Below are 23,361 nucleotides of genomic sequence, written 5' to 3'. Positions count from 1 at the left end.
GGGGCGACCCGGAACGCATTCTTCAGTCAGGCAAATCAGGAGAGGACCATGAAAAAAACGATGTTGATCGCCGCGCTGGTCGCCGGCATGGGGTTGTCGATCGGTGCGTTCGCGCAAGTGCCGGCCAGCGCGCCGGCCGGCACGACCGGTCTGTGCAAGGACGGCTCGTTCTACTCGGGCGCGTCGAAGAAGGGCGCATGCGCGGGCCACAAGGGTGTGAAGACCTGGTACGGCGCATCGTCGGCGGCAGCCGCGAGCGCACCGGCCGCAGCGCCGGCAACGGCGGCCTCCGCTGCCGCTGCATCCGGCACCGCGCCGGCGAAGAGCGCGGCCGCGACGACCGCGGCGGCAGCGCCGGGCGGCGGCCCGGGCAAGGTGTGGGTCAACGACAGCACGAAGGTCTATCACTGCTCGACCGACAAGTATTACGGCAAGACGAAGCACGGCAGCTACATGTCGGAAGCCGATGCGAAGGCGAAGGGCTACCACGCGTCGCACGGCAAGGTCTGTTCGTAACGCAGGCCGACGCGCGAGCCCGCTTCGTCGCGCGTCGTCCGCACGCTGCGGCCACTCACGCCCCGCCAACCTCGGCGGGGCGATTCGTTTTCAGCGCCGTCCGGTTTCAGCGGGCTTGATCCGACGCCGCGGCGGTCGTATCGGTCGCGCCGTCGTGCGCCGCTGCGCGCGCGTCGAGCAGCGCGCGCAGCGTCACGTAGTGCGTGCCGTCCGCGTCGCCTTCCGCGCCCGCGGTGCGATCGTACGGCTCGTTGTCATGGATCGTCGCGCGCACGATCGGATAGATCTGCGTTTCCCAGCGGCTGCCGTTGAACACGCCGTAGTGGCCCGCCCCGGTCTGCACGTGGTGCGTCTTCAGGTACGACGGCAATCCCGAACACAGCTCCTGCGCGGCGACCGTCTGGCCGACCGCGCAGATATCGTCCTTCTCGCCTTCGATCGTCAACAGCGCGGTGCGATGAATCGCCGCCGGCTCGACGAGCCGGTCGCCGACCGTCAGCTCGCCGCGCGCGAGCGCGTATTGCTGGAACACCTTCTCGACCGTTTCCAGATAGAACTCCGCGGTGAGGTCGGCGGTGGCGAAGTATTCGTCGTAGAAGTGCCGCAGCGTGTCGGCTTTCGCCGGGTCGCCTTTCGCGCGCTCGTAATACAGGTCGGCAAACGACGCCGCGTGGCGATCGGGATTCATCGACATGAACGCGCCGACCTGCACGAAACCCGGATACACGCATCGCTGCGCGCCGACGAAGCCCGCCGGCACGACGCTGATCAGGTTCCGCGCGAACCATTCGATCGGCTGGCTCGTCGCGAGCGCGTTGACCTTGGTCGGATTCACGCGGCAGTCGATCGGCCCCGCCATCAGCGTCAGGCTCGCGGGCTGCGCCGGATCGCCGCCGGCGGCCATCAGCGCGACCGCCGCGAGTGCGGCGACGGTCGGCTGGCAGATCGCGAGCACGTGCGCGTCCGGGCCGATCTGGCGGATGAAGTCGATCACGTGCATGACGTATTCGTCGAAGCCGAAGCGCCCGGCCGTCAGCGGGATGTCGCGCGGGTTGTGCCAGTCGGTGATGTACACGTCGTGATCGGCCAGCATCGTGCGCACCGTGCCGCGCAGCAGCGTCGCGAAATGCCCGGACATCGGCGCGACGATCAGCACACGCGGCTGGGGCGCGACCGGCAGCGCCTTGCGGAAATGCAGCAGCGTGCCGAACGGGGTGGCCGCGGCGGCTTCCTCGACGATCGGCACCGTTTTGCCGTCGACGACGATCGACGCGATGCCGAACGGCGGACGCCGGTGCGAGAACGCGCAGCATTCGAGCAGTTCGCACAGCGCGTCGAGCATGCGGCCGGTCGGCGTCGCGGTGGAGGGCGGCCACAGCGACATCGTCGCGCGGGCGGCCGCGGCCCATGCGCGCGCCGGGCGCACGCATTCGGCAGACCATTGATAGAACGGATAGGCAAGCAGATTCATGGCCGTTGCTCGTTGTGCCGCATTGCATCGAACGAGGCAAGCCATGTGCCAGCCCGTGGCTGGCACGCGCGTTGCACGCGGTTCGGAAGCGCGGCGCCGCAGGCGGCACGCGAGAACCGGCAGCCGCGTGCGATGCGTTGCCGCGCCGGTTCGGTGTGCGCAGCGTGCCGCGACAGCGCGCGGGGCTGCGCCGGTTCGGCGAATCCGCGGCACCGGCATGGTGCGGGTGAGCCGCGTGGCGTCCGTTTTCGGTGCAGGGGCACGAACGGTTTTGGACAGGGGAGCGACATGGAAGTCACCGGACAGACGACGCTGACCATCAGCAGCCGCAATTACTCGTCGTGGTCGATGCGCGGCTGGCTGCTCGCGAAGCTGAGCGGGCTCGTGTTCGAGACGGTCAGCGTGCCGATCGATGCCGCGTCGCGCGCGGAGTTGCTGCTGCTGTCGCCGTCGATTCTCGTGCCGTGCCTGAAGCACGACGGCAACACGGTGTGGGACACGCTCGCGATCGCCGAATACCTGAACGAGATCCGGCCGCAGGCGCGGCTGCTGCCCGAGGACCGGCAGGCGCGCGCACATTGCCGGTCGATCTGCGGCGAGATGCATTCCGGTTTCAGCGCGTTGCGGTCCGCGTTGCCGATGAACCTGCGCGCGCATTTCCCCGGCTTCCGGATCTGGTCGCGCGCACAGCACGACATCGAGCGGATCGTGACGATCTGGCGCGAGTGCCTGGCCGCGTACGGCGGCCCCTGGTTGTTCGGCGCGGAGATCGGGATCGCCGACGCGATGTATGCGCCCGTCGTCACCCGCTTCCTGACCTACGACGTGAAGCTGGAGCCCGATATCGCCGAGTACTGCATGCAGGTGCTCGCGCATCCGTTCGTGGCGGAGTGGATCGATGCGGCGAAGGCGGAGCACGAAGACATCGACGAACTCGACATGGAGTTCTGACGCGCGGGATCGCACGTCGCTTTCAATTGCACTACACGCACCGGCATCGAAACGAACGTTTCGATCCGGCGGCGTAACGCGCAAACGTTTTACCTTGATTTCGGTTCGACACGAGGACGAATGCCCTAAAGGATGTTGAGCGCGATGACGTAAACGAGTCACGGGGACGACTCGCGATCGCATGCTTCCGACGTGCGACGCGCAGTCCGCAACAATCAGCGCAGCAGGGGAATCGACTTGAATCGTCAGCAATCGTGGACGCGTACGGCGGCGCCCGGGGAAATCATTTATTCCGAGGGTTTTGCGGGCGAGCCCGTCATCTTTCTGATCACCGACGGCAAGGTCGAACTGTCCACGCGATGCGACGACAAGCGCGTCGTCGTCGCGACGCTCGGTCGGGGCGAGTTCTTCGGTGAATCGGCGTTGCTCGCGGCCGAGCCGCGTGCCCATACCGCGAAGGCGCTTTCATTCTGCCAGCTGACGGTCGTGCCGGCCGGCATGCTCGACGAGGAAATCGAGCGTGTGTCGGCACTGCTGCGTCATATCGTGCGCACGATGATCCGCCGCGTGAAGCGCAAGGACGACCAGCTCGCGACCTATACGCATGCCGACTTCATGCCGGGCGTGCTGTCGTATGCGCACGTGCTGGCGCTGATGGCGGGCGCCGATGCACGCGAAACCGGCGACGCGTGGACGCGCCGGCCGATGCAGGCGCATGCGGCCGAAACGTCGGTGCCGCTCGCCGAAGTGATCCGCAAATGCCGCGCGATCGCCGGCCACTCGCGGCCGCACGTGCTCGCGATGCTGCGACGCATGGAGAAGCTCAATCTCGTCACGATCGAAGCGGCGCAGGCGGACCACGCCGGCGGGGCGGCCGATTATGCGGCGTCGTCGGATGCGCGCCAGGTCGTCACGTTCGATGCCGCGCGCGTGATCGATCGCGCGCAGCAGGTGGCCGATCACGATCTCGACCTGTCGATCAACAGCGAACTCGAGCTCATCGAGCTCGCCGATCTCGAATCGCTGATCGGCGTCGAGAAGACGATGCTGCTCAACAAGCTGTCGAACGGCGAGATTGCCGACGAAGTGTTCGCGTTCCGCAAATCGAAGGTGCTCAGTTATGTCGAGCAGAAGGGCGTCGCGTACTTCTCGCGGCGCAATGCGCGTCGCGGCGGCGACGTGCGCGCGCTGGAGGATCTCGTGTGGATCGACCCGCGCACGCTGTTCGACGTCATCAGCGCGTTCGACACCTACGATCTCGCGAAGCTGATCGCGAATCTCGACGATCGCGCAGTGGCCGACAAGCTGTTCTCCGTGATGACCGAGGCGCGGCGCAACGAGGTGTCGTGGGTGATGCGTCGCGAGCTCAAGCTCGATCCGGTCGAGATCGAGGACATCGAGCGGCGCGTGCTGGATGCCGTTCGCGCGGCGAAGGCGCCGGCGGCGGGCACCACGCCCGTCGCATCGGCATCGGATGCATGACCAAGGGGGCGCGCATGGATCTGTTGACCCTGGCCGGTGTGGTGCTTGGCGGCGCGGCGATCGTGTTCGGCTTCGCGCTCGAAGGCGGGCATTTCCCGATGCTGTTCCAGTTCGAGGCGCTCGTCATCGTGCTCGGCGGCACGCTCGGCGCGGTGATGATCCAGAACACCTGGGCACGCTTCTTCGACGCGGTGAAACAGTTGCGGCTCGCGTTCGTGCGGGCGCGCGAGGTCGATCGCAAGAACCTGTCCGACCTGCTCGAATGGGGCGACCGCGCGAAGCTCGACGGGCTGCTCGCGTTCGAATCGATGGACGTGAGCGGCATCCATCCGTTCGCGCGTCGCGGGCTCGAACTGCTGGCGAACGGCGTGTCGACCGCCGTGCTCGAGGACGCGTTGCAGCGCGAACTCGATGCCTACGAACGCAGCCGCCTCGCGGCCGCGCGCGTGTGGCAGCAGGCGGGCGGATATGCGCCGACGTTCGGCATTCTCGGGTCGGTGCTCGGGCTCGTGCAGGTCACGAGCCACATGCTCGAACCGGCGCAACTCGGGCCGGGCATCGCGGTCGCGTTCATCGCGACGCTGTACGGGCTGGCGTTCGCGAACCTCGTGTTCCTGCCGCTTTACGGCAAGCTGCGCGCGCAGATCGACAGCGAGCTGCGGTTTCGCAAGCTGTATCTCGACGGTTTCCTGGCGATATCGCGCAAGGAATCGCCGCATACGATCGAAACGCGCCTGACCGGCGACGTGCGCGGGCGCGCGGTGGAATCGCTTGCGTGACGAGCGTGTGTCGGACGACCAACCGGGATTTCCAACAGCATGACTGCTCGAACTGACGGTGCCTCCGCCTCCGCCGCCGATCGCGACGACGAACTCGAAGGCGCGCAGTCCGGCCGCTGGCTGATTTCGTATGCGGATCTCATCACGACGCTGATGGTGCTGTTTCTCGCGCTGTACGTGCTCCAGCTCGCGAAGTACAACGCGCTCGACGCGCGGTACCAGACGCTTGCGCGGCAGGCGGGCGGTGCCGCGAGCGCTGCCGATGCGGCTACGCCCGACTCTGCGCCGCCGTGGCTCGCGTTGCTCGATTCGTTGAAGTCGAACGGCCGGATTTCGCTGGTGAAGGCGCCGCACGGTGTCGAGATCGGCATCGACGCGAAGATCCTGTTCAACGTCGGCGATGCGCGCTTGCTGCCTGATTCGTCGCCGGTGCTGAACCAGATTGCGCAGGCGCTGAGCGAGCACGCGACCGGCGACATCCTCGTCGAAGGGCATACCGACAGCCTGCCGATCGCGAACGCGAAATACGAATCGAACTGGGAGCTGTCGTCGGCGCGTGCGGGGAGCGTCGTGCGCTACCTGACCGAGCGCGGCGTGGCGCCGCATCGCCTGGCGGCGATCGGGCGGGCCGATACGCAGCCGCTCGTCGCGGGCGACGATGCGGCTTCGCGGGCGCGGAATCGGCGGGTGACGATCTTCGTTGCATACTGATTTGCGCTGATCGCGAGTCGACAGGCGGCCGGCTATGTCCGCCTGACAACAACATAACGAATCTCGCATGATGAACATCTGAAATCCGCGATGCGGTTCCGCGCGTGCATGCCGATAACCCAAACTGGCTCAGACCGAGCGGTTACCGAGGGTTCCCCATGCATTTCTGGCGCAAGCTTTCCATTCAGAACAAGCTGATTCTCAGCATGACGAGTTGCCTGCTCGTGTTCGTCGCGATCTCGAGCGGACTCAGCATCCGTCTGATCGGCAACGCGGTGCGCGATCGCGTCGTCCGCGAGGAGCTGCCGACGGCCGTGAACGGCATCCGCGCCGACGTGCAGCGGCAGATGGCCGGGCCGATCGCCGCGTCGCGGATTCTCGCGCGCGACGCGTTCCTGCTGCAATGGGAAGCCGACGGCGAACCCGACGCCGGCACGCGCAACTGGATCCAGCTCGCGAAGAACGTGAAGGACGAGCAGAAGGCCGCGTCGGTGCAGTGGGTGTCCGTGAAGAGCGGCAACTACTACAACGAATCCGGCCTGCAGCGGAAGGTGACCGACAAGGATCAGTGGCTGACCGGCTTCCTGTCGTCCGGCAAGGCGTTCGACGTGAACATGGATCGCGAGGTGACGGTCGGCGGCTACATGATGTTCATCAACAGCCGCGTCGAGCTCGACGGCGTGCCGATCGGCGCGGCCAGCATGAGCCTGTCCGTCGATGCGCTCGCGAAGGGGATCGCCGCCTACCGGATCGGCGAGACCGGGTTCGCGTATCTCGTGCGTCCCGACGGCGCGATCATGATGCATCGCGATTCGTCGCTGATCGACGGCAAGCATTTCATGAAGGACCAGCAGGGGTTGCCCGGCGATGCGTCGTCGACGCTGCTGGCCGGCAAGCCGTATGCGTACCTGAGCTACGACGGCGACGGCGGCGCGCGCTTCATCGCGACGTCGTTCATTCCGGAACTGAACGCGTATGTCGTCGTCGAGGTGCCGCAGGCCGAACTGCTCGGGCCGGTGACGCGCGCGATCCGCAGCGCGGCGCTGGTCGCGGCGGTGGTGGGCCTCGCGGTCGCGCTGCTCGTGATCTGGCTGGTGGGCCGCGCGATTGCCGCGCCGATCCGCCGCGCGGCGACGCTGCTGTCGGAGATCGCCAGCGGCCAGGGCGACCTCACGCGCAGGATGACGGTCGAGAGCCAGGACGAAATCGGGCAGTTGTCGGATGCGTTCAACCGGTTCGTGTCGTCGCTGTCGACGCTGGTGCACAGCATTCGCGCGGCGTCCGCGTCGATTGCCACGGGTTCGGCGCAGATTGCGTCGGGGAATGCTGATCTGAGCGAACGTACCGAAGGGCAGTCGAGCAACCTGGAGCGGACGGCTTCGTCGATGGAAGAGATCACGGCCGTGGTGCGCAACAACACCGAGACAGCCACGACGGCCGCGAAGATGATCAACGGCGCGTCGGATACGGCGGCGCGCGGCGGCCAGGTGGTGGGTGAGGTCGTGACGACGATGGAGCAGATCAGCCACGCGTCGCAGCGGATCTCCGAGATCATCGTGATGATCGACAGTATCTCGTTTCAGACGAATATTCTGGCGCTGAATGCTGCGGTGGAGGCGGCGCGGGCGGGGGAGCAGGGGCGTGGGTTTGCTGTCGTCGCTTCGGAAGTGCGGAATCTGGCGCAGCGCAGTGCGCAGGCGGCGAAGGAGATCAAGGCGCTGATCGAGCACAGCGCGGGCACGGTGAATACCGGATCGCGGCTGGTCAGCGAGGCGGGGAAGGTGATGAGCGATGTCGTGTCGCAGGTGCAGGGCGTGAGCGCGATGATGAGCGAGATCGCCGAAGCCAGCCTGGAGCAGAGCGCCGGGATCGATCAGATCGGCGATGCGGTGCAGTCATTGGATCAGATGACGCAGCAGAATGCGGCTTTGGTCGAGGAAAGCGCAGCGGCAGCGGCGAGCTTGAAACAGCAGGCGGCGGAATTGACGAGGCTCGTTTCGGCTTTCAAGGTGGATGAATAAAGGCTGATTCGCGTTTTAGAATGGAGCGTTTCTGAGGGACGGCTGCCGTGGGTTCACGGCAGCCGTTTTGCATGTCGATGCGGGATTCGGTGACGTCCATAAAAATGAAGCGTTTTTCCAGGTGGAAGATCGGGGTGGGGGCGGTGGTGCTCGTTGCGGTGATCGCCGGGGTGGGGGCGAAGGTGATTGCGTCGCCGACCGATTCCTACCTGGCGTATCGGAAGCAGGCTGTCGACGCGATCGAGGCGGCGAAACCGGACGACAAGGCGGAACTGGACAGGAAGTACACGTCGGAGGTGAATGCGCGGCTGGCCAGGCTTGTCGGGAAGGTCAGGGCGAGAGGCTTCTCCGCGACGGCGGGGAGCACCGTCGACGGCCTCTCCATCGACGACGGGACGACGCCCGGGCCGGATGGGCTGCTCCTGAAGTCGGGTGACGGCAAGGTGAACCTCGTCGTGACGACGGTTCCGCTTTTGACGGCCTGGGCCAGGACGGCGGATGCGGGGATCAGGTCGACGGATGATGTCGCGTCGATTTTCGATAACGCGACGTTTTACACCGACGTGTTCGGTCATGACGCCGCGGCATTCCGGTTCGCCGAATTGCCGGTGAAGCGGAAGCCGGCCGATGCGGTGGTGAAGGCGTTGTTGCTCGGGGAAAGCCAGGACGGAATGCCGGACGGGCCGAATACGTTGGCCGTGTCGATCAGGCAAGGCGCGCGGATTTATATCCTGTGGCGGGACGCGACATTGCCGAAGATCGTCGCCTGCAGCGCGGAGCACGTGTCCGAGGAACAGCGGCCAGCCTGCTTCGCGCAGCAATTGCCCAAACAGCGGCGCTATTCGCGGTTTCTTTCCGAAGCACAGGCGATGGTCGATGCCGTCGTTCAATAGGACGGAATGCGATTGCCTCGGAATCGCGAGGCGATCGAATTCGCCCGCTTTTTGACACGTTCGACAGCACCGGAAGCATCGCCGACAATCGGCGACTGAAGATCAGGCAGCCATCGATGTCGAATACAGCTTCGTCGCCGGGTACTTCAATTTCCCTTTTCTGTGCCCAGCTTCGTCAGCCATGACCATCGCCTTCGAGTCCCCCGATCAACCCGACGTGATCGCCCTCATCGCCGATCTCGATGCGTACCAGGACACCCTGTACCCGCCCGAGAGCCGGCACGCTCTGGATCTCGCGTCGCTGAATCAATCCAATGTGCTGTTTGCCGTCGCGCGGGATAGCGACGGCAAAGCAATTGGTTGCGGCGCGGTTGTCCTCAACCCTGAATTCGGCGAACTGAAGCGGATGTATGTCAGCCCGCAAGGTCGCGGGCAGGGTGTTGCGAGGAAACTCATGGCGCTGCTCGAGTCACGGGCGATCGATCTCGGGTGCACGTTGCTCACGCTCGAAACCGGCCCCTGTCAACACGAGGCGCTGGCTTTATATGCATCCGCGGGGTATCAGCGCCGCGGGCCGTTCGGCGGTTACGCGAATGACCCGTTGAGCGTGTTCATGCAAAAACCCATCGCGGCTTGAGCGTTCGGTTCGTACGGTCAGGTCATGGCGACCTGTAGGGTCGCATCGTTTTGTCCGAAAAAACGGGGCGCCAGGAGAAACAGTTACAAGTTAGCAGTTGACGCGCGCCAGCCCGGCGGTTAGTGTACGCATCGAAGTCCAAGAAGTCCGATTGCTGTTCATCAATTGCTCGCTTTCCACAGCGGTATTCGTTGTCCTCTCCCTCCTTGACGCTTCACGCGCTCTTCAACGGCGCAAATCTCTCTATTTTTTTCTCAAGGAATCTTCATGGATACCGGTATCGTCAAGTGGTTCAACGACAGCAAGGGTTTTGGTTTCATCACGCCGGATAACGGCGGTGACGACCTGTTCGCCCACTTCTCCGAAATTCGTGCCGACGGCTTCAAGACGCTGGCTGAAAACCAGAAAGTGAGCTTCGAAACGAAGCAGGGCCCGAAGGGTCTGCAAGCGGCCAACATCACGCCGCTGTAAAGTTTGAAGGGCCCGGCTTCTCACGACGGACGCCGGGTCGCAGCGACACCCCCACGGAGCTTCGTCTCCTGAAGTTGGCGCGATTGCTCTTAGCTGCATCTGTTCATTCAGCAGCTCGCCAAGCGCCACACGCCTCGTTGCACTTCATTCCCCCCTCCGGCAGCAACGCCGCACTTTCGCTTTCCGAAAGCTTCAGATTCAGCTGGCAATGGCTTTGAATCGGCGCGTCCGTGCATATTGCGCACGGCATGCGCGCACTCGAACATGATTAAAATTAAAAATGCAAAACAAACGAATTCAACAATACAACGGCTATGCCGTCCAACCCTCGGCGCATCGTTTGCCCGACGGTAGTTTTTCATCCAACCTGGTGCTCGAACGTACCGACAGCACACCCGCGGAAGGCCGCTACCAGTTCTATTCGCTCGATTACTTCGCGAGCGAAGCACAGGCACTGCGGCACTCGGCCCGCTGGGCACGTCGCTGGATCGACACACGCGGTTAAAGGTAACGCCGCGGTACCCGAGACCCAACGCAGATGAGTCACCCGGGCGCGCACGACAAGGCGCGTCCAACCCTCGCGCGATCGATTCGTCAGGCTTCGATTCGATCGGCGCGCCACGCTCTCCCGGTTCCGAAGCTGGCCTGTCGCCGAGCATGGTCGGCAGGCACTTGAACGCGCCCGTACAACGCGAGGCCACGCGTACAGGTGCTCGTCGCCTCGCGTCATTCGTGCGAAGATTGATTGCACATCACACTCGCCCGAGAACGACGTGGCCCCATTCAACCCCGAGAGCAAACCGGACACCGCCCACCCGCCCTGGATGCCCGTCGCGATGGCGGAACTCGGCATCCGCCGCCATCCGCCCGGCAGCATCAATCCGCGCATCGTCGAATACAACAATCAGACGAACCTGGTCGGCTACGACGACAAGATTTCCTGGTGCTCGTCGTTCGTCAACTGGTGCATGACGCACGCCGGCATTCGCGGGACGGGCTCCGCGCTCGCGCGTTCGTGGCTCGAATGGGGCCGGCCGCTGGAGCGCCCGGTGTACGGCTGCATCGCGATCCTGACGCGCGACGATCCCGCGAGCTGGAAAGGGCATGTCGGCTTCTACCTGCGTCACGACGACGAGCACGTACATCTGTTCGGCGGCAATCAACTGGAAGAGGTGCGCGAACTCGCGTACCCGTTGAACGAAGTGATCGGCTACCGCTGGCCCCACGCCGTCTGACCAACCGCCGCGACGCAAACAAAACTTCGAACATCGCTTTTCAAGCGGCGGCTGATCTGTCGCACATGCCGCATCGATTCACACGGAGCCTGCCGATGCGCCTGCCGCACGGTCGCCGATCTCCGCCCTGACAAGGAGCCTGTCGTGCAAACCGGAAATCTCCGTCTCTATGCGGATACGCAATACGCGAGCCCTTACGCGATGTCGGTGTTCGTCGCCCTCGAGGAAAAAGGGCTGACCTACGAACTGGTGACCGTCGATCTCGGCAACCGCGCGCATTTCGCACCCGACTACGCGGCGACGTCGCTGACGCAACGCGTACCGACGCTCGTGCACGACGATTTCGCGCTGTCGGAATCGTCGGCGATCACCGAGTATCTCGACGAGATTTTCCCGGGCACACGGCTCTATCCAGCCGATCCGCGCCAGCGCGCGCAGGCGCGACAGGTGCAGGCGTGGCTGCGCAGCGACCTGATGGCGATCCGCACGGAGCGGTCGACCGAAGTGCTGTTCTACGGGCCGTCGAGCGAGCCGCTGTCGAGCCTGGCGCAGGCTGCCGCGCAGAAGCTGTTCGCGGCCGCCGGCAAGCTGCTCGCACCGGGTGCGGCAAACCTGTTCGGCGAGTGGAGTATCGCGGATGTCGACCTGGCGGTGATGCTGAACCGCCTGGTGCTGAATGACGATCCGGTGCCGCAGCGCCTCGCCGACTATGCGCGTGCGCAGTGGGAGCGGCCGTCGGTGCAGCGCTGGGTGAAGCTGAAGCGGCCGCCGCTGTAATACGCGGGTGCAAGGCGCGCGGCGACGGCTTGAGAAAACGTGTGCCGGCTGCCGGCGCGCCGCGTTTCAGATCGTCCCGCATGCAACCAAAGTCGGCGTGCTAGAGTAAGCCGGCATTCCTCCTCACCTGAATCCTCCCGAACCGCCATGAGCTATCTTCCCCAACTCGCCGCAGTCGGCGGCGTGATGTTGCTGGCGTGCGTCAGCCCCGGCCCCGACCTGATCGCTGTTTCGTCCCATGCGCTCGGCAATCGCCGTGCGGGTCTGCTGGCCGCGTTGGGCATTGCGTCGTCGCATGCCGTGTGGGCGGCGATGGCGATTTTCGGGCTCGGGCTGATCGTCGCGAAGCTCGCGTGGCTGTACGAGGCGATTCGCATCGCCGGTGCGGCGTACCTGATTTACCTGGGCATCAGGACGCTGTCGGGCCTGCGCCAGTCGGCACGGCAGGCTGAAGCGGCAAGCCAGCCGATCGTTCGCGGCGGCGTGCATGCATACCGGAAAGGGCTGCTGGTCGGCCTGACCAACCCGAAGGCCGCCGCGTTCTTCGGCAGCCTGTTCGTCACGCTGCTGCCCGCGCATGCGCCGGCATGGGTGCATGGCGCGACGCTGGCCGTGGTCGTCGCCGTATCGCTGACATGGTTCTGCACGGTGGCCGTGCTGTTCTCGACGAACCGCGTGCAGACGGGTTACGCGAAACTGCGCAAGCCGATCGATGCGGTGATGGGGACGATCCTGTTGGGGCTCGGCGCGAAGCTGGCGCTGGATCGGTAACGCTGCGATGAACGTGCTCGGCCCGATCCTCATCGGGCTCCTGCTGGCTGCCGGAGTGTTCGCTGCGATCCGGTTCTGGCACAAGCTCATCACGCGTATCGTCACCGTCATCGCGGGGCTGGGCATTGCGTGGCTGGCGGTTTACCTGATCGCGTTGTCGTCGGTCAAATGTCTGGGGTCGTGCGGTTGACGAGCGGGACGCCGGCAAGTGTTGAGGCCGGCGTCGTATCGTGATCACGTTCAGTTCTTCGCCACCGCCTCCACCGTCGGCCCACCCGCCGCGTCGTTCCTGCTCCACCCGCCCCCGAGCGACCGATAAAGCGCGACCGCCGCCAGCGCATGCTCGCGCCTGACCTGGTTGAGCGAATCCGAATCCCGCAGATACACCTCCTGCGCCGACAGCACATCCAGAAAATCCGTCGCGCCACCCTTGTAGAGCTGATTCGCCAGCCCGAGCGCCTTGTCCGACGCAGCGAGCGCGCTATCGAGCCGCCGCGTCGCCTCGTCGGCGCTGACGAGATTCGCACGTGCATCCTCGACTTCCCGCAACGCCTGCAGCATCGTCTGCCGTAACCCGAGTTCCGACTCGCGCATCCGGCTTTCGCTCTGCGAGATATCGGCCGTAATCCGCCCTGCATTGAAGATCGGGCTCGTCGCGCTCAACGCCGCGCTGAACAGGTTGTCGGTCAACGTCGGCAACCCGAGATAGGAAGCCGCGAGAATCCCGTCCGTCAGGTTCAACGAAAACTTCGGATACCGCTCGGCCTTCGCCACGCCGACTTGCGCCGCCCGCCGCTCGACCTGCGCATACGCAGTCAGCACATCGGGCCGCCGCAGCAACGCCTGCGAAGGCAACGTACCGGGCGCGCCAGCCGGCGGCGCGGGAATGTCGCCGGCCTGCGCGAGCACGAGCCGATCGACCGATTCCGGCGTGCGCCCCGAATACACGGCAATGAGATTGAGCTGATGCGAAATCTGCGCCTGCGTCGGCGGAATCCGCGCTTCGAGCGCGTCGAGCTGGTTCTGCGCACGCGTGACGTCGAGTTCCGTCGACAGCCCGAACGCCTGTCGCTTGCGCGTGAGTTCGAGCGCATGCTGCCGGATCTTCGCGTTGTCCTGAAGGATCTTCAGTTCCTGCTGTGCCCAGCGCAGATCGACATACGCGGACGCCGCATCCGCTGCGAGCGCGAGCCGCATCGCATCTTCCGCATGCTTCTGGCCGACGAGTTCCGCCTGCGCGGCGAGCAGGTCGAGCCGCTCGCCGCCGAACACGTCGGGCGACCAGCTCAGCGCGAGCCCCGCGCCGGCCTGCCGCACATAACCGAGCGGCGGTGGCGTGTTCTGCCGCGCGTCGGCCGCATGCGCGGTCGCGTCGAGTTCGGGCAGCAGCACCGCGCGCTTCTGCACGGTCAGCGCCTGCGCCTGCTTCACGCGTTCGGCGGCGGCCTGCAGATCGAGGTTGCCGTCGAGCACGGCCGTGATCAGGCGGTCGAGCACGGGGTCGTGGAATTGCGCCCACCAGGCGGCGGCGTCGATGTCCGCGCGCGGCACGTCGGTATCCCATGCGGCGGGGGCGAGCGTCTGGACGGATTCGGACAGCGCCGGATGCTGCGCGGGCTGCACCGCGCACCCGGCGGCAAATGCGCTGACAGCCAGCGCGACGAGTAGCTTTTTCATGATGATGACCCTGGCCTCAGTGCGCGTCCGGCGGCGGCGCGTTCAACGTAATGGGTTTGGAAAACACGACGGCAAACAGCGCGACGACGAAACACAGCGACAGCACGTAATACGCATCCGCATAAGTGAGCGTCAGCGCCTCTCGATAGATCAGCCGATGCAGGTTCGCGAGCCCGGCCTGCGCGGTATTCAGCGTATTGCCGGCCACCGAGCCCCAGTAAGCCGCCTGTCGATCGAGCAGCGACGCGATCTGCGGTTCGCCGGCGCTCACATGCTCGTTCAGCCGCAGGTAGTGAAAATTCAGCCGGTCGTTGAGCATCGTCGCGCTCACCGCGATGCCGATCGCCCCGCCGAGATTGCGCATCAGGTTGAACAGGCCGCTCGCCGATTTCAGCCGCGACTGCGGCAGCGAGCCGAGCGCCATCGTCACGATCGGCGGCACACTGAACTGCTGGCCGATGCCACGCAGTGCCTGCGGCAGCAGCAATTCGCGCCAGCCCCAGTCGTGCGTGATCGGCGTGTACAGGTAGCAGCCGAGGCCGAAACAGATCAGCCCGAACACGAGCAGCGCACGCAGGCTGAAGAAACGCGCGGCGAACGCATACGCGCAGAGCGCGACCAACTGGAACGCACCGACCGACAGCAGCGCGATGCCGATCTGCAGCGAGCTGAACGCGCGCACCTGCGCGAGAAACAGCGGCGTCAGGAACACGGTCACGAAGATCCCGATGCCGGTTACGAACGACAGCAGGCTGCCGATCCCGAAGTTGCGCACGGCGAGCGCGCGCAGGTCGACGATCGGATCTTTCGCGGTCAGCGCATGCACGAGGAACAGGAAGCCGCAGATGCCGGAGATCCACGCGCAGATCACGATCGCATCGTCGCCGAACCAGTTCTTGCGCGGGCCTTCCTCCAGCACGTATTCGAGGCAGCCGAGGAAACCCGACATCAGCACGATGCCGAGGTAGTCGCCGCGCTTGATGAGGCTCAGGTCGGGTTCGTCGATATGCACGTAGCGCGGCACGAGTGCGGCCACCGCGATGCCCGGTACGAGGTTCAGGTAGAACAGCCAGTGCCACGACCATTGATCGGTGATCCAGCCGCCGATCACAGGGCCGATCGCCGGAGCGAGCGACGCGAGCGCGCCGATGGTCGTCGACGCGATCAGCCGCTGCCTGCCCGGGAACAGCACGAATGCGGTGGTGAACACGGTCGGGATCATCGCGGCGCCGAGCGCGCCCTGCAGCCCGCGAAACAGGATCATCGAGTTGATGTCCCACGCGAGCCCGCACAGCATGCTCGTGATCGTGAAGCCGACGGCCGACGCGACGAACAGCCAGCGCGTCGACATCACCTTCGACAGCCAGCCCGACATCGGGATCACGATGATCTCGGCGATCAGGTAGGCCGTCTGCACCCACGACAATTCGTCCTGGCTGGCGGACAGGCCGCCGCCGATGTCGCGCAGCGACGACGCGACGATCTGGATGTCGAGCGTCGCCATGAAGAAGCCGACGCACATCAGCGCGAAGGCGAAGACGCGCTGCTTCGTCGGTTGCGACGCCGGGTCGCCGGAAAACGCGGTGGTCATCGTCGTCTCCCGTTCAGCTCGCGCGGCCGGTATGCACGGTCACGACCGCGGACAGGCCGGGGCGCAGCACGTGCTCGAGGCCCGGCTGCGGATCGAGATGCACGCGCACGGGCACGCGCTGGACGATCTTCGTGAAGTTGCCGGTCGCGTTCTCGGGCGGCAGCACGCTGAAGGTCGCGCCGGTCGCGGGCGCGAGGCTGTCGACGCGGCCGTGCAGGCGCGTGCTCGACGCATCGAGCGACACGTCGACGCGATCGCCCGCGTGCATCTTGCGCAGCTGGTCTTCCTTGAAGTTCGCGTCGATCCACAGTCCGGAAGCCGGCACGATCGTCAGCAGCGGCACGCCGACGTTCGCGAGCATCCCGACGCGGCCCGTGCGATTGCCGACGTAACCGTCGACCGGCGAGCGGATCGTCGTGTATTCGACGTTGAGCGCGGCGACGCGCTGCGCGGCGAGCGCGGTGTTCACGCGCGCCCGCGCGTCGGCGAGCTGCGCGCCGAGCACGTCGAGCTGCCGCTTCGACGCGAGCAGCGCGGCGTCGCTGCGTTCGACGGCGGCGCCGGCCTTCGAATAATCGGCGTCCGCGCGTTCGACGATCTGGTTCGACACCGCGTCGGATTTCACGAGCTCGCGGTAGCGCACACGATCCGATGCGGCGCGTGTCAGCTCGGCCGACGAAGCGTTCTTGTCCGCTGCGTGCTGTCCGATCACCGCATATTGCAGTTGCTGCTTCGCCTCGAGTTCGGTCACGGCGGAGCGCGCGCTGTCGACTTCGGCGCTGGCCTGCGCGAGCTTCGCGTCGTAGTCGCGCGCATCGAGCTGCACGAGCACGTCGCCGGCCTTCACGCGCTGGTTGTCGGTCACGAGGATCTTGTCGACGAAGCCGTTGACCTTCGGTGCGAGCACCGTTACGTCGCCGCCGACATAGGCATCGTCGGTGCTTTCCTGGAAGCGCAGCACGAACAGCCAGTCGAGCGCGGCGGCGGCCACGACGACGACGACGACACCCACCGCGATGCGCATCCACGGCACGCGGCGCTGTTGCTTCGCGGGTTGGTCGGTTGTGGCTGCTTCGCGTGACGCGGCAGCGGCTTGGGTCGTTTCCATCGATTCACCTATGTATATGCACGTATCAAAACGAAAGACGGCGTGCCGTCCGTCGGGGAAGTCGTCAATCAGCGTTCCGGCAGGTTGTGCGTGATCCGGAACAATTCGTCTCTGAGGCGGGCCGCCTGCGCCGATCCGAAACACCGCTCGAATGCTTCCTGCGCGGCGAGCCAGTGCACGTGCGCGTCGGCGACCTTGGTTTCGCCGTGCGCGGTGAGCGCGAACGTCTGGCCGCGGCACGGCGGCTCGATCCGGCCCGCCACCAGCGCCGCGCCGACGAGCGGCTTGAGCGCGCGCAGCAGCGCGGTGCGTTCGATCACCAGCACGCTCGACAAGGTCGCCATCGTCAGGCCGGGCCGGTCGCGCAGCAGCGCGAGAATGCTGTATTGCGATGGCGTGACACCCGCGCGCGACAGATAGCGCTCGTAGAACTGCGAGATTCGCCGGGCGGCTTGCCGGACCGCAAAGCAATCGTCGTCGGTGAGCGTGGTCTTGTGCATGTGCACATGTTAGGGCGCGGGATCGCGTGAAGCGATGGGCGGGGCGGGATCAGATTGGTGTCGTGGCTGTACCAATCGGCTGCAACGAGGCGCGTTCGTGCGCCCGGTCAGGCCGCCGCCGGAACGATCCAGCCTTCGCGGTCGCAGTAGGCGGCCGTGTAGTCGATGAACGCCTTGACCTTCGCGGGCAGCAGCGCGCGGTTCGCGTACGCGAGCTTGATCTCGACGAAGGCATCGACGAGATCGGCGTCCGGCAGCAGCTGCACGAGCGCGCCCGACGCGAGTTCGGCCCCGACGAGCGTTTTCGGCACGACGCCGATGCCGAAGTCGTGCATCACCATTTCGCGGTTGAAGACGGGGCTGTTCGACGAGATGTCGAAGCGGAACGGCACGGTCAGCGTGTCGCCGTCGATGCGGAACGACAAGGCGGGCCGCCGCAGCGACGGCGACATCGGCACGAACGGATGGTCGGCAAGATCGGCCGGCGCTTGGGGATGCGAATGCGCGCGCAGGTACGCGGGTGTCGCGACGATCACGACCGGAATGCGTTCGACCAGCCGCACGACGGTCGTTTCGCTCGTCAGCATGTACGGCACGACGATGCCGATGTCGTAGCCTTCGCCGACGAGATCGACCGGGCGCTCGGTCAGCGTCACGTCGAGGCGCACCTTCGGGTGCGCGGCCTTGAAGCCGGCGATCAGCGGTACCAGCCGGTTCAGCGCGGCCGTCGTGTGCGCGACGAGCCGCAACAGGCCTTCGGGCTCGCGCGTCGACGCCTGCGCTTCCGCTTCGAGCGAGTCGAGCTCGTCCAGCACGGCCGCGCAGCGCTCGTAGATGCGCTCGGCGGTTTCGGTCAGCGACACCTGGCGCGTGGTCCGGTGCAGCAGCCGGCTGCCGAAGCGCGCTTCGAGATCCGCGACCGCGCGCGACACCACGGGCCGGGCGAGGCCGAGCATGTCGGCAGCGCGCGTGAAGCTGCGCAGCTCCACCACCGACCGGAAGATCCTCAGCTTGTCGATGTAGTCCATGTCCGTCTCCTTGACGCGAGGGCCGGCCACCGGCCTGGTTACGGCGGAGTGTACATTGACTTTATGCATATGCACATATAAATTGCGAGACATGAACGACACCTCGATTGCCCAGGCGTGCAACTGTCTCGCGCTGCGTCAGGCGGCGCGTTTCGTCACGCAACTGTACGAACGCCATCTGGCCCCGGTTGGCGTCACGCCCGCCCAGTTCTCGATCATGTCGAACCTGACGCGCAGGCCCGGCCTGCTGATGAGCGAACTCGCCGATAGCCTCGTGATGGATCGCACGACGCTGCTGCGCGCGCTGAAGCCGCTGCAGCGCGACGGCTTCGTCGCGACGGCCGCGTCCGAGCACGATGCGCGTGCGCATGCGTTGAGCCTCACGAAGCCGGGCGAGCGCACGTTCGCGCGGGCGCTGGTTGCGTGGCAGGCCGCGCAGGACGAATTCGAGACGCAGTTCGGACGCGACCGCGCGAAGGCGCTGCGCGACGAGCTGTTCAGCGTGACTGCGGAACGCTAGACGAACCGGCGGCAAACTGGAGCGGAATTCGAGCCATTGTCCACTTCGGTAATGCTGTAAGGCTGAAATTGGTTTTTTAAACTGTCCGGATCGACGTGTATCTGGACAGTTTTTATTTCCAGTTGTAGAGTCCCCTGACGGATTTCACGGGCCGGCGCCGCCGGCACGCGTCAGAGGAGCAACCGATGCTGCAGTTGAGTGACCGCGACAGCGCCATGCTGCGCGGGGATTACGGCGATGGCGTCGCGCGCGCGATGCGGATCGTTGCACGCACGGCGCAGGTGATGTCCGCGCCGCACCTGATCGACATCACGTCCGCGCATATCGACGGCTGCCTTTACCACGGCCGGACGAGCCTCGACTTCGTCGAATATTTCGTCGACACCGGTGCGAAGGTCGCGGTGCCGACCACGCTGAACGTCGGGTCGCTCGACCTGATCCATCCCGAGCTGTACCACGGCGACCGCACGATCCAGCGCGACGCGCAGCGCCTGATGGACGCGCATCTGCAGCTCGGCTGCGAATCGAGCTTCACGTGCGCGCCGTATCAACTGAAGAACCGTCCCGTGAAAGGCGAGCAGATCGCGTGGGCCGAATCGAACGCGATCGTGTTCGCGAACTCGGTGCTCGGCGCGCGCACGAGCCGGTATGGCGATTTTCTCGACCTGGCTGCGGCGATCACCGGGCGCGCGCCGTATGCGGGGCTGCACGTCGAAGCGAACCGCGCCGCGCGGATCGTGTTCAACGCGCCGGACTTCAACCGCCTGCCGTCGCGCGACATTTATTTCGCCGCGCTCGGTCTGCTGATCGGCAGGATTGCGGGTGCGGTCGTGCCGGCGATCGTCGGGTTGCCGGCGGATACCACCGAAGACGAACTCAAGGCGCTGGGCGCGGCGGCCGCATCGAGCGGCGCCGTCGCGCTGTTCCATGCGGTGGGCATCACACCCGAGGCGCCGACGCTCGATGCGGCGTTGCACGGGCAGGCGGCGCAACGCACGGTCGATGTCGCGATGGCCGACCTCGACGAGATTCGCCGCACGCTGAACCACGGCGCGGCCGGCGACGCACTCGTCGCGGTGGCGCTCGGCACGCCGCATTTCTCGCTGGCCGAATTCCGCACGCTCGGCACCTTGCTCGACGCGTTCGACGGCAAGCCGGCCTGCGATTTCTACGTGAACACGAGCCGCTTCATCTTGTGGGAACTGGAGGAAGCCGGCCTCGCGGAAAAATTCGCCGCACGCGGCATTCAGATCGTCGTCGACACCTGCACGTACATCACGCCGGTGATGAAGCAACTGTCAGGGCTGGTGATGACCAATTCGGGGAAATGGGCGTCGTATGCGCCCGCGAACATCGGCGTGACGGTCGCGTACGGCAGCATGCGCGAATGCGTGCGGTCGGCGTTCGAAGGAAAGGTGCGATTCGATGACTGAAGCGACGGGCAAGGGCTTGACGGGCGACACGCTCGTGCCGGGCAGCGCATGCGCGCGCGCGTTCGTGCTCGACAAGCCGCTCAGTTTCTGGGGCGGCTACGATTCGGGCGCGGGAAAGATCGTCGATCGCGGGCATCCGCAGGCCGGTGCGAGCCTCGCCGGCAAGGTGATGGTGATGCCGCACGCGAAGGGCTCGAGTTCGAGCAGCAGCGTGCTCGCGGAAGCCGTGCGCAACGGCACGGGGCCGGTCGGGATCGTGCTGAAGGAGCGCGACCTGATCATCTCGATCGGCGCGATCGTGGCGGCCGAGCTGTATGCGATCGCGGTGCCGGTGGTGTGCGTGAGCGACGACGTGTACGACGCGATCGTCGCCGCGACGGGCGAGGTGCGGATCGAGGCGGGCGAGGGTGACGGCGGGGCGCGGATCGTCGTCGGCTGCTGACGCGTCGCGCGCGTATCGCGTCAGAGAAAACGGATGTTCGGCGTATCGTCGTTCGCGAGCGACAGCGCCTGCCTCGCGGCGTTCATCTCGCGCTTGCCGCCGGGCTGCCTGAGCCGCCGGATCTCGGGCCACACGACCACGCCGAACACGGTGCGCAGGATCGTGCTCAGCAGGAAGAACCCGATCGCGCCCCCTGCGAACCACGCGAACGTGTCGAGCATCCCGTCGAGGCTGCGCGACACCGCGGACATGATGCCGAGAACGAAGACGACGACGACCAGCAGGAATAGCGTCGCGAACACATCGATGCGGGCCCCGGCGACTTTCGCGGGTCGAACCAGATACACCGAGGCGTCGGTCGCGTTGCGGATGCCGTAGATGGCCGGGCGATCCGGGCCTTCGGCGTATGCCACCTCCAGCCGATCGCCCGCGACGATGAACAGGCTGCGCGAGGCGCCGGTCACGAGCGTGAGCGGCGCGTCGAACGTGTCGAGCTGCAGCGCGATCTCCTCGATGCCTTGCGTCGTCCAGCCGAGATTGTTGCTCCAGACCTGCGTAGTGATCGTCTTCTGGCTGACGGACGTCACGCGGCCGGATGCGATTTGCATGGTGCGACCGGTCATCCGTTGCTCCGTTCCGTCGTGAACCCGGCGGGTTCGTACCGCCACTTTTCCTGCGCCTCGCGACGCTGAGGCCGGAATACCAGATCGGACAGCCCCGCGATCGCGAGCAGGATGCCCAGCAGGCTGATGATGCCCGCGAGCAAGGCCAGGACGCCGACGAACGCCCAGCCCGATCTGAACACGGCGGCACCGATCAGCAGGCTCAGCACGAAGACGATCGACGCCCATGTGAGCAGCCTCAGGTTGCCGTCCCTTTGTCCGAGCGCATCGTAAGGCGCGATCGCCAAGTCGCTGCTTCTGAGCCACGCGATCCGGTGACGGCCGCGATCGTTGAAGATGCACGCGCGCACGGCCATCCCGGGCTTCAATCGATCGATCTGCTTGAATGCCTCCGCGTCGAAATCGTCGGCGGCGATGAAGTAGCAGGCGTTCCGCATCGTCAGGCGATACAGCGGCGCCTTCCTGATGTCGGCCTTGATCCGGACGAGGTTCGTATCGATACGGTCGATCGTCGACTCGATCAGCGTGGTGTGATTGGGCATGGGGCGGGAGAGTGCGCCGGTCGGCGCCGCTTGGGCGTGGGATTGATCATACCGATGAAATCACGGGCCGGCACCTCGTGCCGGTCGCGGCCCTGCATCAATCGCGTGCCGTGCCCGCAGCCGCCTCCCGATAGGCGCTCGGCGTCTGCCCGGCCCAGCGCCGGAACGCGCGCGTGAAATTCGCCGGGTCGGTGAATTGCAGCCGCTCGGCGATCGTCTTCAGGTCAAGATCCGACGCGGCGAGCAACTGCTTCGCGTCGCGAAACCGCGCTTCGTCGAGCAACTGCCGATAGCTCGACCCGGCTTCCTCGAGCCGGCGCCGCAGCGTGCGTGTCGACACGAGCAGCGCATCGGCGAGCGTCCCCGGCCCCGGGTAATCGCCGGCCCCGCGTGCCAGCTCCGCACGCACGCGTTCGACCAGATCGCCTTCCTCCTGGCGCACCTGCGCATACTCACGCTCCACCTGCACGAGCGCCTGCCGATGCGCGACTTCGTCGGCGAGCGGCAGCGGCCAGTCGAGCACGTCGTGCGCGATCCACAGCGCGTTGGCCGCGCAGCCGAATTCGACCGGCGGCAACTGGTCGCGATAGCGTGCGAAATAGGGCGGCTCCGGCCACGTGAATTGCAGCGCGATCGACGGCGACGCGCGCCCGGCCCATTGCGAGATGTTCTGCGCGAGCCCGGTCAGCACGAATTCGAACATCACGTGATGCTGCAGCACGGGGCTCGCCTGCACGCCGTGCAGTTCGAGCGTCGCGCCGCGTTCGTCTTCTTCATGGGTCAGGCGATATTGGCGGTTGCGCATCCGGAAGTAGCGCTGCGTGACGGATAGCGCCTCGCGGATGTCCCGCGCGGTCAGGGTCGCGTAGCCGAGAAAGCCGTGCACGGTCGGCTTCAGCAGCAGCCCGAACGCGAGCCCGATGCCCGGATCGCCGCCGATCTCGATCGCATTGAGCACGAGCCGCCCCCATTGCGACGGCGCGACGCGCGCGTCCGGTTCGGCCAGCACCGCATCGCGCAGGCCCGTGCCGGCGCGCACGGCGGCCAGGTCGACACCGCGCGCGGCCAGCGCCTGCAGCAGCAGGCGCGTGTAGGCGACCGGAATCGTCGGCCGGCGCAGCCCGAGGCGGTCCTTGGCGAGAGGGGAAGTCATGTCGTCTTGGCCGGAAATGACAAGCATTA

The 23,361-nt window shown here is 65.9% G+C and carries 26 protein-coding genes; 17 read left to right on the top strand and 9 right to left on the bottom strand.

The window, feature by feature from the left end; translation table 11 throughout:
* The first annotated feature begins 48 nt into the window (after nucleotides 1-48).
* Nucleotides 49-516: a DUF3761 domain-containing protein gene (locus PQB87_RS29870; protein ID WP_489243120.1), complete on the top strand. Its 468-nt coding sequence runs from the start codon at nucleotides 49-51 to the stop codon at nucleotides 514-516.
* 106 nt (nucleotides 517-622) lie between these two features.
* Here PQB87_RS29870 and PQB87_RS29865 read toward each other — a convergent pair whose 3' ends face one another.
* The gene (locus PQB87_RS29865) at nucleotides 623-1,987 is read right to left on the bottom strand and encodes a polyhydroxyalkanoate depolymerase (protein ID WP_059684581.1); all 1,365 of its coding nucleotides are present in this window, start codon (nucleotides 1,985-1,987) and stop codon (nucleotides 623-625) included.
* Nucleotides 1,988-2,275: 288 nt separating this feature from the next.
* Here PQB87_RS29865 and PQB87_RS29860 point away from each other — a divergent pair, with 288 nt between their 5' ends.
* From PQB87_RS29860 to PQB87_RS29800, 13 genes are all read left to right on the top strand, one after another.
* The gene (locus PQB87_RS29860; RefSeq protein ID WP_174413670.1) at nucleotides 2,276-2,938 is read left to right on the top strand and encodes a glutathione S-transferase family protein; all 663 of its coding nucleotides are present in this window, start codon (nucleotides 2,276-2,278) and stop codon (nucleotides 2,936-2,938) included.
* A 237-nt stretch (nucleotides 2,939-3,175) separates the two neighbouring features.
* On the top strand, nucleotides 3,176-4,420 hold the full coding sequence (locus PQB87_RS29855) for a Crp/Fnr family transcriptional regulator (RefSeq protein ID WP_069254294.1): 1,245 nt from the start codon (nucleotides 3,176-3,178) through the stop codon (nucleotides 4,418-4,420).
* 14 nt (nucleotides 4,421-4,434) lie between these two features.
* Nucleotides 4,435-5,199: a flagellar motor protein gene (locus tag PQB87_RS29850; RefSeq protein WP_027790960.1), complete on the top strand. Its 765-nt coding sequence runs from the start codon at nucleotides 4,435-4,437 to the stop codon at nucleotides 5,197-5,199.
* A 39-nt stretch (nucleotides 5,200-5,238) separates the two neighbouring features.
* Complete coding sequence (locus PQB87_RS29845) at nucleotides 5,239-5,910, top strand: OmpA/MotB family protein (RefSeq protein ID WP_489243119.1); 672 nt, start codon at nucleotides 5,239-5,241, stop codon at nucleotides 5,908-5,910.
* A gap of 158 nt (nucleotides 5,911-6,068) precedes the next feature.
* Complete coding sequence (locus PQB87_RS29840; protein WP_059649136.1) at nucleotides 6,069-7,931, top strand: methyl-accepting chemotaxis protein; 1,863 nt, start codon at nucleotides 6,069-6,071, stop codon at nucleotides 7,929-7,931.
* 104 nt (nucleotides 7,932-8,035) lie between these two features.
* Nucleotides 8,036-8,824 (top strand): hypothetical protein, encoded by a 789-nt coding sequence (locus tag PQB87_RS29835; protein ID WP_489243118.1) that lies wholly within the window; start codon nucleotides 8,036-8,038, stop codon nucleotides 8,822-8,824.
* A gap of 181 nt (nucleotides 8,825-9,005) precedes the next feature.
* On the top strand, nucleotides 9,006-9,461 hold the full coding sequence (locus tag PQB87_RS29830) for a GNAT family N-acetyltransferase (protein WP_489243117.1): 456 nt from the start codon (nucleotides 9,006-9,008) through the stop codon (nucleotides 9,459-9,461).
* Between the two features lie 267 nt (nucleotides 9,462-9,728).
* Nucleotides 9,729-9,932 carry a cold-shock protein gene (locus PQB87_RS29825; RefSeq protein WP_027790965.1) on the top strand — a complete coding sequence of 68 codons (204 nt, stop codon included), beginning with the start codon at nucleotides 9,729-9,731 and terminating at the stop codon, nucleotides 9,930-9,932.
* A 280-nt stretch (nucleotides 9,933-10,212) separates the two neighbouring features.
* Nucleotides 10,213-10,437, top strand: a complete 225-nt coding sequence (locus PQB87_RS29820) for a hypothetical protein (protein ID WP_021157316.1) — start codon at nucleotides 10,213-10,215, stop codon at nucleotides 10,435-10,437.
* Nucleotides 10,438-10,756: 319 nt separating this feature from the next.
* The gene (locus PQB87_RS29815; protein WP_059684556.1) at nucleotides 10,757-11,167 is read left to right on the top strand and encodes a TIGR02594 family protein; all 411 of its coding nucleotides are present in this window, start codon (nucleotides 10,757-10,759) and stop codon (nucleotides 11,165-11,167) included.
* Nucleotides 11,168-11,311: 144 nt separating this feature from the next.
* The gene (gene yfcF, locus PQB87_RS29810; protein WP_081062657.1) at nucleotides 11,312-11,944 is read left to right on the top strand and encodes a glutathione transferase; all 633 of its coding nucleotides are present in this window, start codon (nucleotides 11,312-11,314) and stop codon (nucleotides 11,942-11,944) included.
* A 147-nt stretch (nucleotides 11,945-12,091) separates the two neighbouring features.
* Complete coding sequence (locus PQB87_RS29805; RefSeq protein ID WP_059484131.1) at nucleotides 12,092-12,715, top strand: LysE family transporter; 624 nt, start codon at nucleotides 12,092-12,094, stop codon at nucleotides 12,713-12,715.
* 7 nt (nucleotides 12,716-12,722) lie between these two features.
* Complete coding sequence (locus tag PQB87_RS29800) at nucleotides 12,723-12,905, top strand: hypothetical protein (RefSeq protein ID WP_059649134.1); 183 nt, start codon at nucleotides 12,723-12,725, stop codon at nucleotides 12,903-12,905.
* 50 nt (nucleotides 12,906-12,955) lie between these two features.
* Here the strand turns inward: PQB87_RS29800 and PQB87_RS29795 are convergent, their stop codons facing one another.
* From PQB87_RS29795 to PQB87_RS29775, 5 genes are all read right to left on the bottom strand, one after another.
* Nucleotides 12,956-14,392, bottom strand: a complete 1,437-nt coding sequence (locus PQB87_RS29795; protein WP_489243116.1) for an efflux transporter outer membrane subunit — start codon at nucleotides 14,390-14,392, stop codon at nucleotides 12,956-12,958.
* Between the two features lie 16 nt (nucleotides 14,393-14,408).
* Nucleotides 14,409-15,983: a DHA2 family efflux MFS transporter permease subunit gene (locus PQB87_RS29790; protein ID WP_027790970.1), complete on the bottom strand. Its 1,575-nt coding sequence runs from the start codon at nucleotides 15,981-15,983 to the stop codon at nucleotides 14,409-14,411.
* 13 nt (nucleotides 15,984-15,996) lie between these two features.
* The gene (locus tag PQB87_RS29785; protein WP_059684546.1) at nucleotides 15,997-17,091 is read right to left on the bottom strand and encodes an HlyD family secretion protein; all 1,095 of its coding nucleotides are present in this window, start codon (nucleotides 17,089-17,091) and stop codon (nucleotides 15,997-15,999) included.
* A 68-nt stretch (nucleotides 17,092-17,159) separates the two neighbouring features.
* On the bottom strand, nucleotides 17,160-17,591 hold the full coding sequence (locus PQB87_RS29780; RefSeq protein ID WP_060065294.1) for a MarR family winged helix-turn-helix transcriptional regulator: 432 nt from the start codon (nucleotides 17,589-17,591) through the stop codon (nucleotides 17,160-17,162).
* Between the two features lie 107 nt (nucleotides 17,592-17,698).
* A complete protein-coding gene (locus PQB87_RS29775; RefSeq protein ID WP_060065297.1) occupies nucleotides 17,699-18,619 on the bottom strand; it encodes a LysR family transcriptional regulator in 921 nt (306 codons plus the stop codon).
* A gap of 91 nt (nucleotides 18,620-18,710) precedes the next feature.
* On the opposite strand from PQB87_RS29775, the gene PQB87_RS29770 reads away from it, so the two are divergent.
* The 3 genes from PQB87_RS29770 to PQB87_RS29760 all read left to right on the top strand — a co-directional run bounded on the left by PQB87_RS29770 (nucleotide 18,711) and on the right by PQB87_RS29760 (nucleotide 21,014).
* The gene (locus PQB87_RS29770; RefSeq protein ID WP_027790974.1) at nucleotides 18,711-19,139 is read left to right on the top strand and encodes a MarR family winged helix-turn-helix transcriptional regulator; all 429 of its coding nucleotides are present in this window, start codon (nucleotides 18,711-18,713) and stop codon (nucleotides 19,137-19,139) included.
* Between the two features lie 185 nt (nucleotides 19,140-19,324).
* The gene (locus PQB87_RS29765) at nucleotides 19,325-20,572 is read left to right on the top strand and encodes an aconitase X (protein ID WP_489243115.1); all 1,248 of its coding nucleotides are present in this window, start codon (nucleotides 19,325-19,327) and stop codon (nucleotides 20,570-20,572) included.
* Nucleotides 20,565-21,014, top strand: a complete 450-nt coding sequence (locus tag PQB87_RS29760) for an aconitase X swivel domain-containing protein (RefSeq protein WP_060065303.1) — start codon at nucleotides 20,565-20,567, stop codon at nucleotides 21,012-21,014. Before PQB87_RS29765 ends, PQB87_RS29760 begins: the two co-directional genes overlap by 8 nt.
* Nucleotides 21,015-21,034: 20 nt before the next feature.
* Here PQB87_RS29760 and PQB87_RS29755 read toward each other — a convergent pair whose 3' ends face one another.
* From PQB87_RS29755 to PQB87_RS29745, 3 genes are all read right to left on the bottom strand, one after another.
* A complete protein-coding gene (locus PQB87_RS29755; protein WP_489243114.1) occupies nucleotides 21,035-21,622 on the bottom strand; it encodes a hypothetical protein in 588 nt (195 codons plus the stop codon).
* A gap of 11 nt (nucleotides 21,623-21,633) precedes the next feature.
* Entirely contained in the window at nucleotides 21,634-22,179 is a 546-nt protein-coding gene (locus PQB87_RS29750) for a hypothetical protein (protein ID WP_489243113.1), read from the bottom strand.
* A 97-nt stretch (nucleotides 22,180-22,276) separates the two neighbouring features.
* Entirely contained in the window at nucleotides 22,277-23,359 is a 1,083-nt protein-coding gene (locus PQB87_RS29745) for an AraC family transcriptional regulator (RefSeq protein ID WP_489243112.1), read from the bottom strand.
* Nucleotides 23,360-23,361 lie beyond the last annotated feature (2 nt).

The organism is Burkholderia sp. KL41 (genome assembly GCF_057005415.2).
The sequence above is the reverse complement of the archived record's forward strand: the minus strand, read 5'-3'. Positions and strand labels throughout refer to the sequence as shown.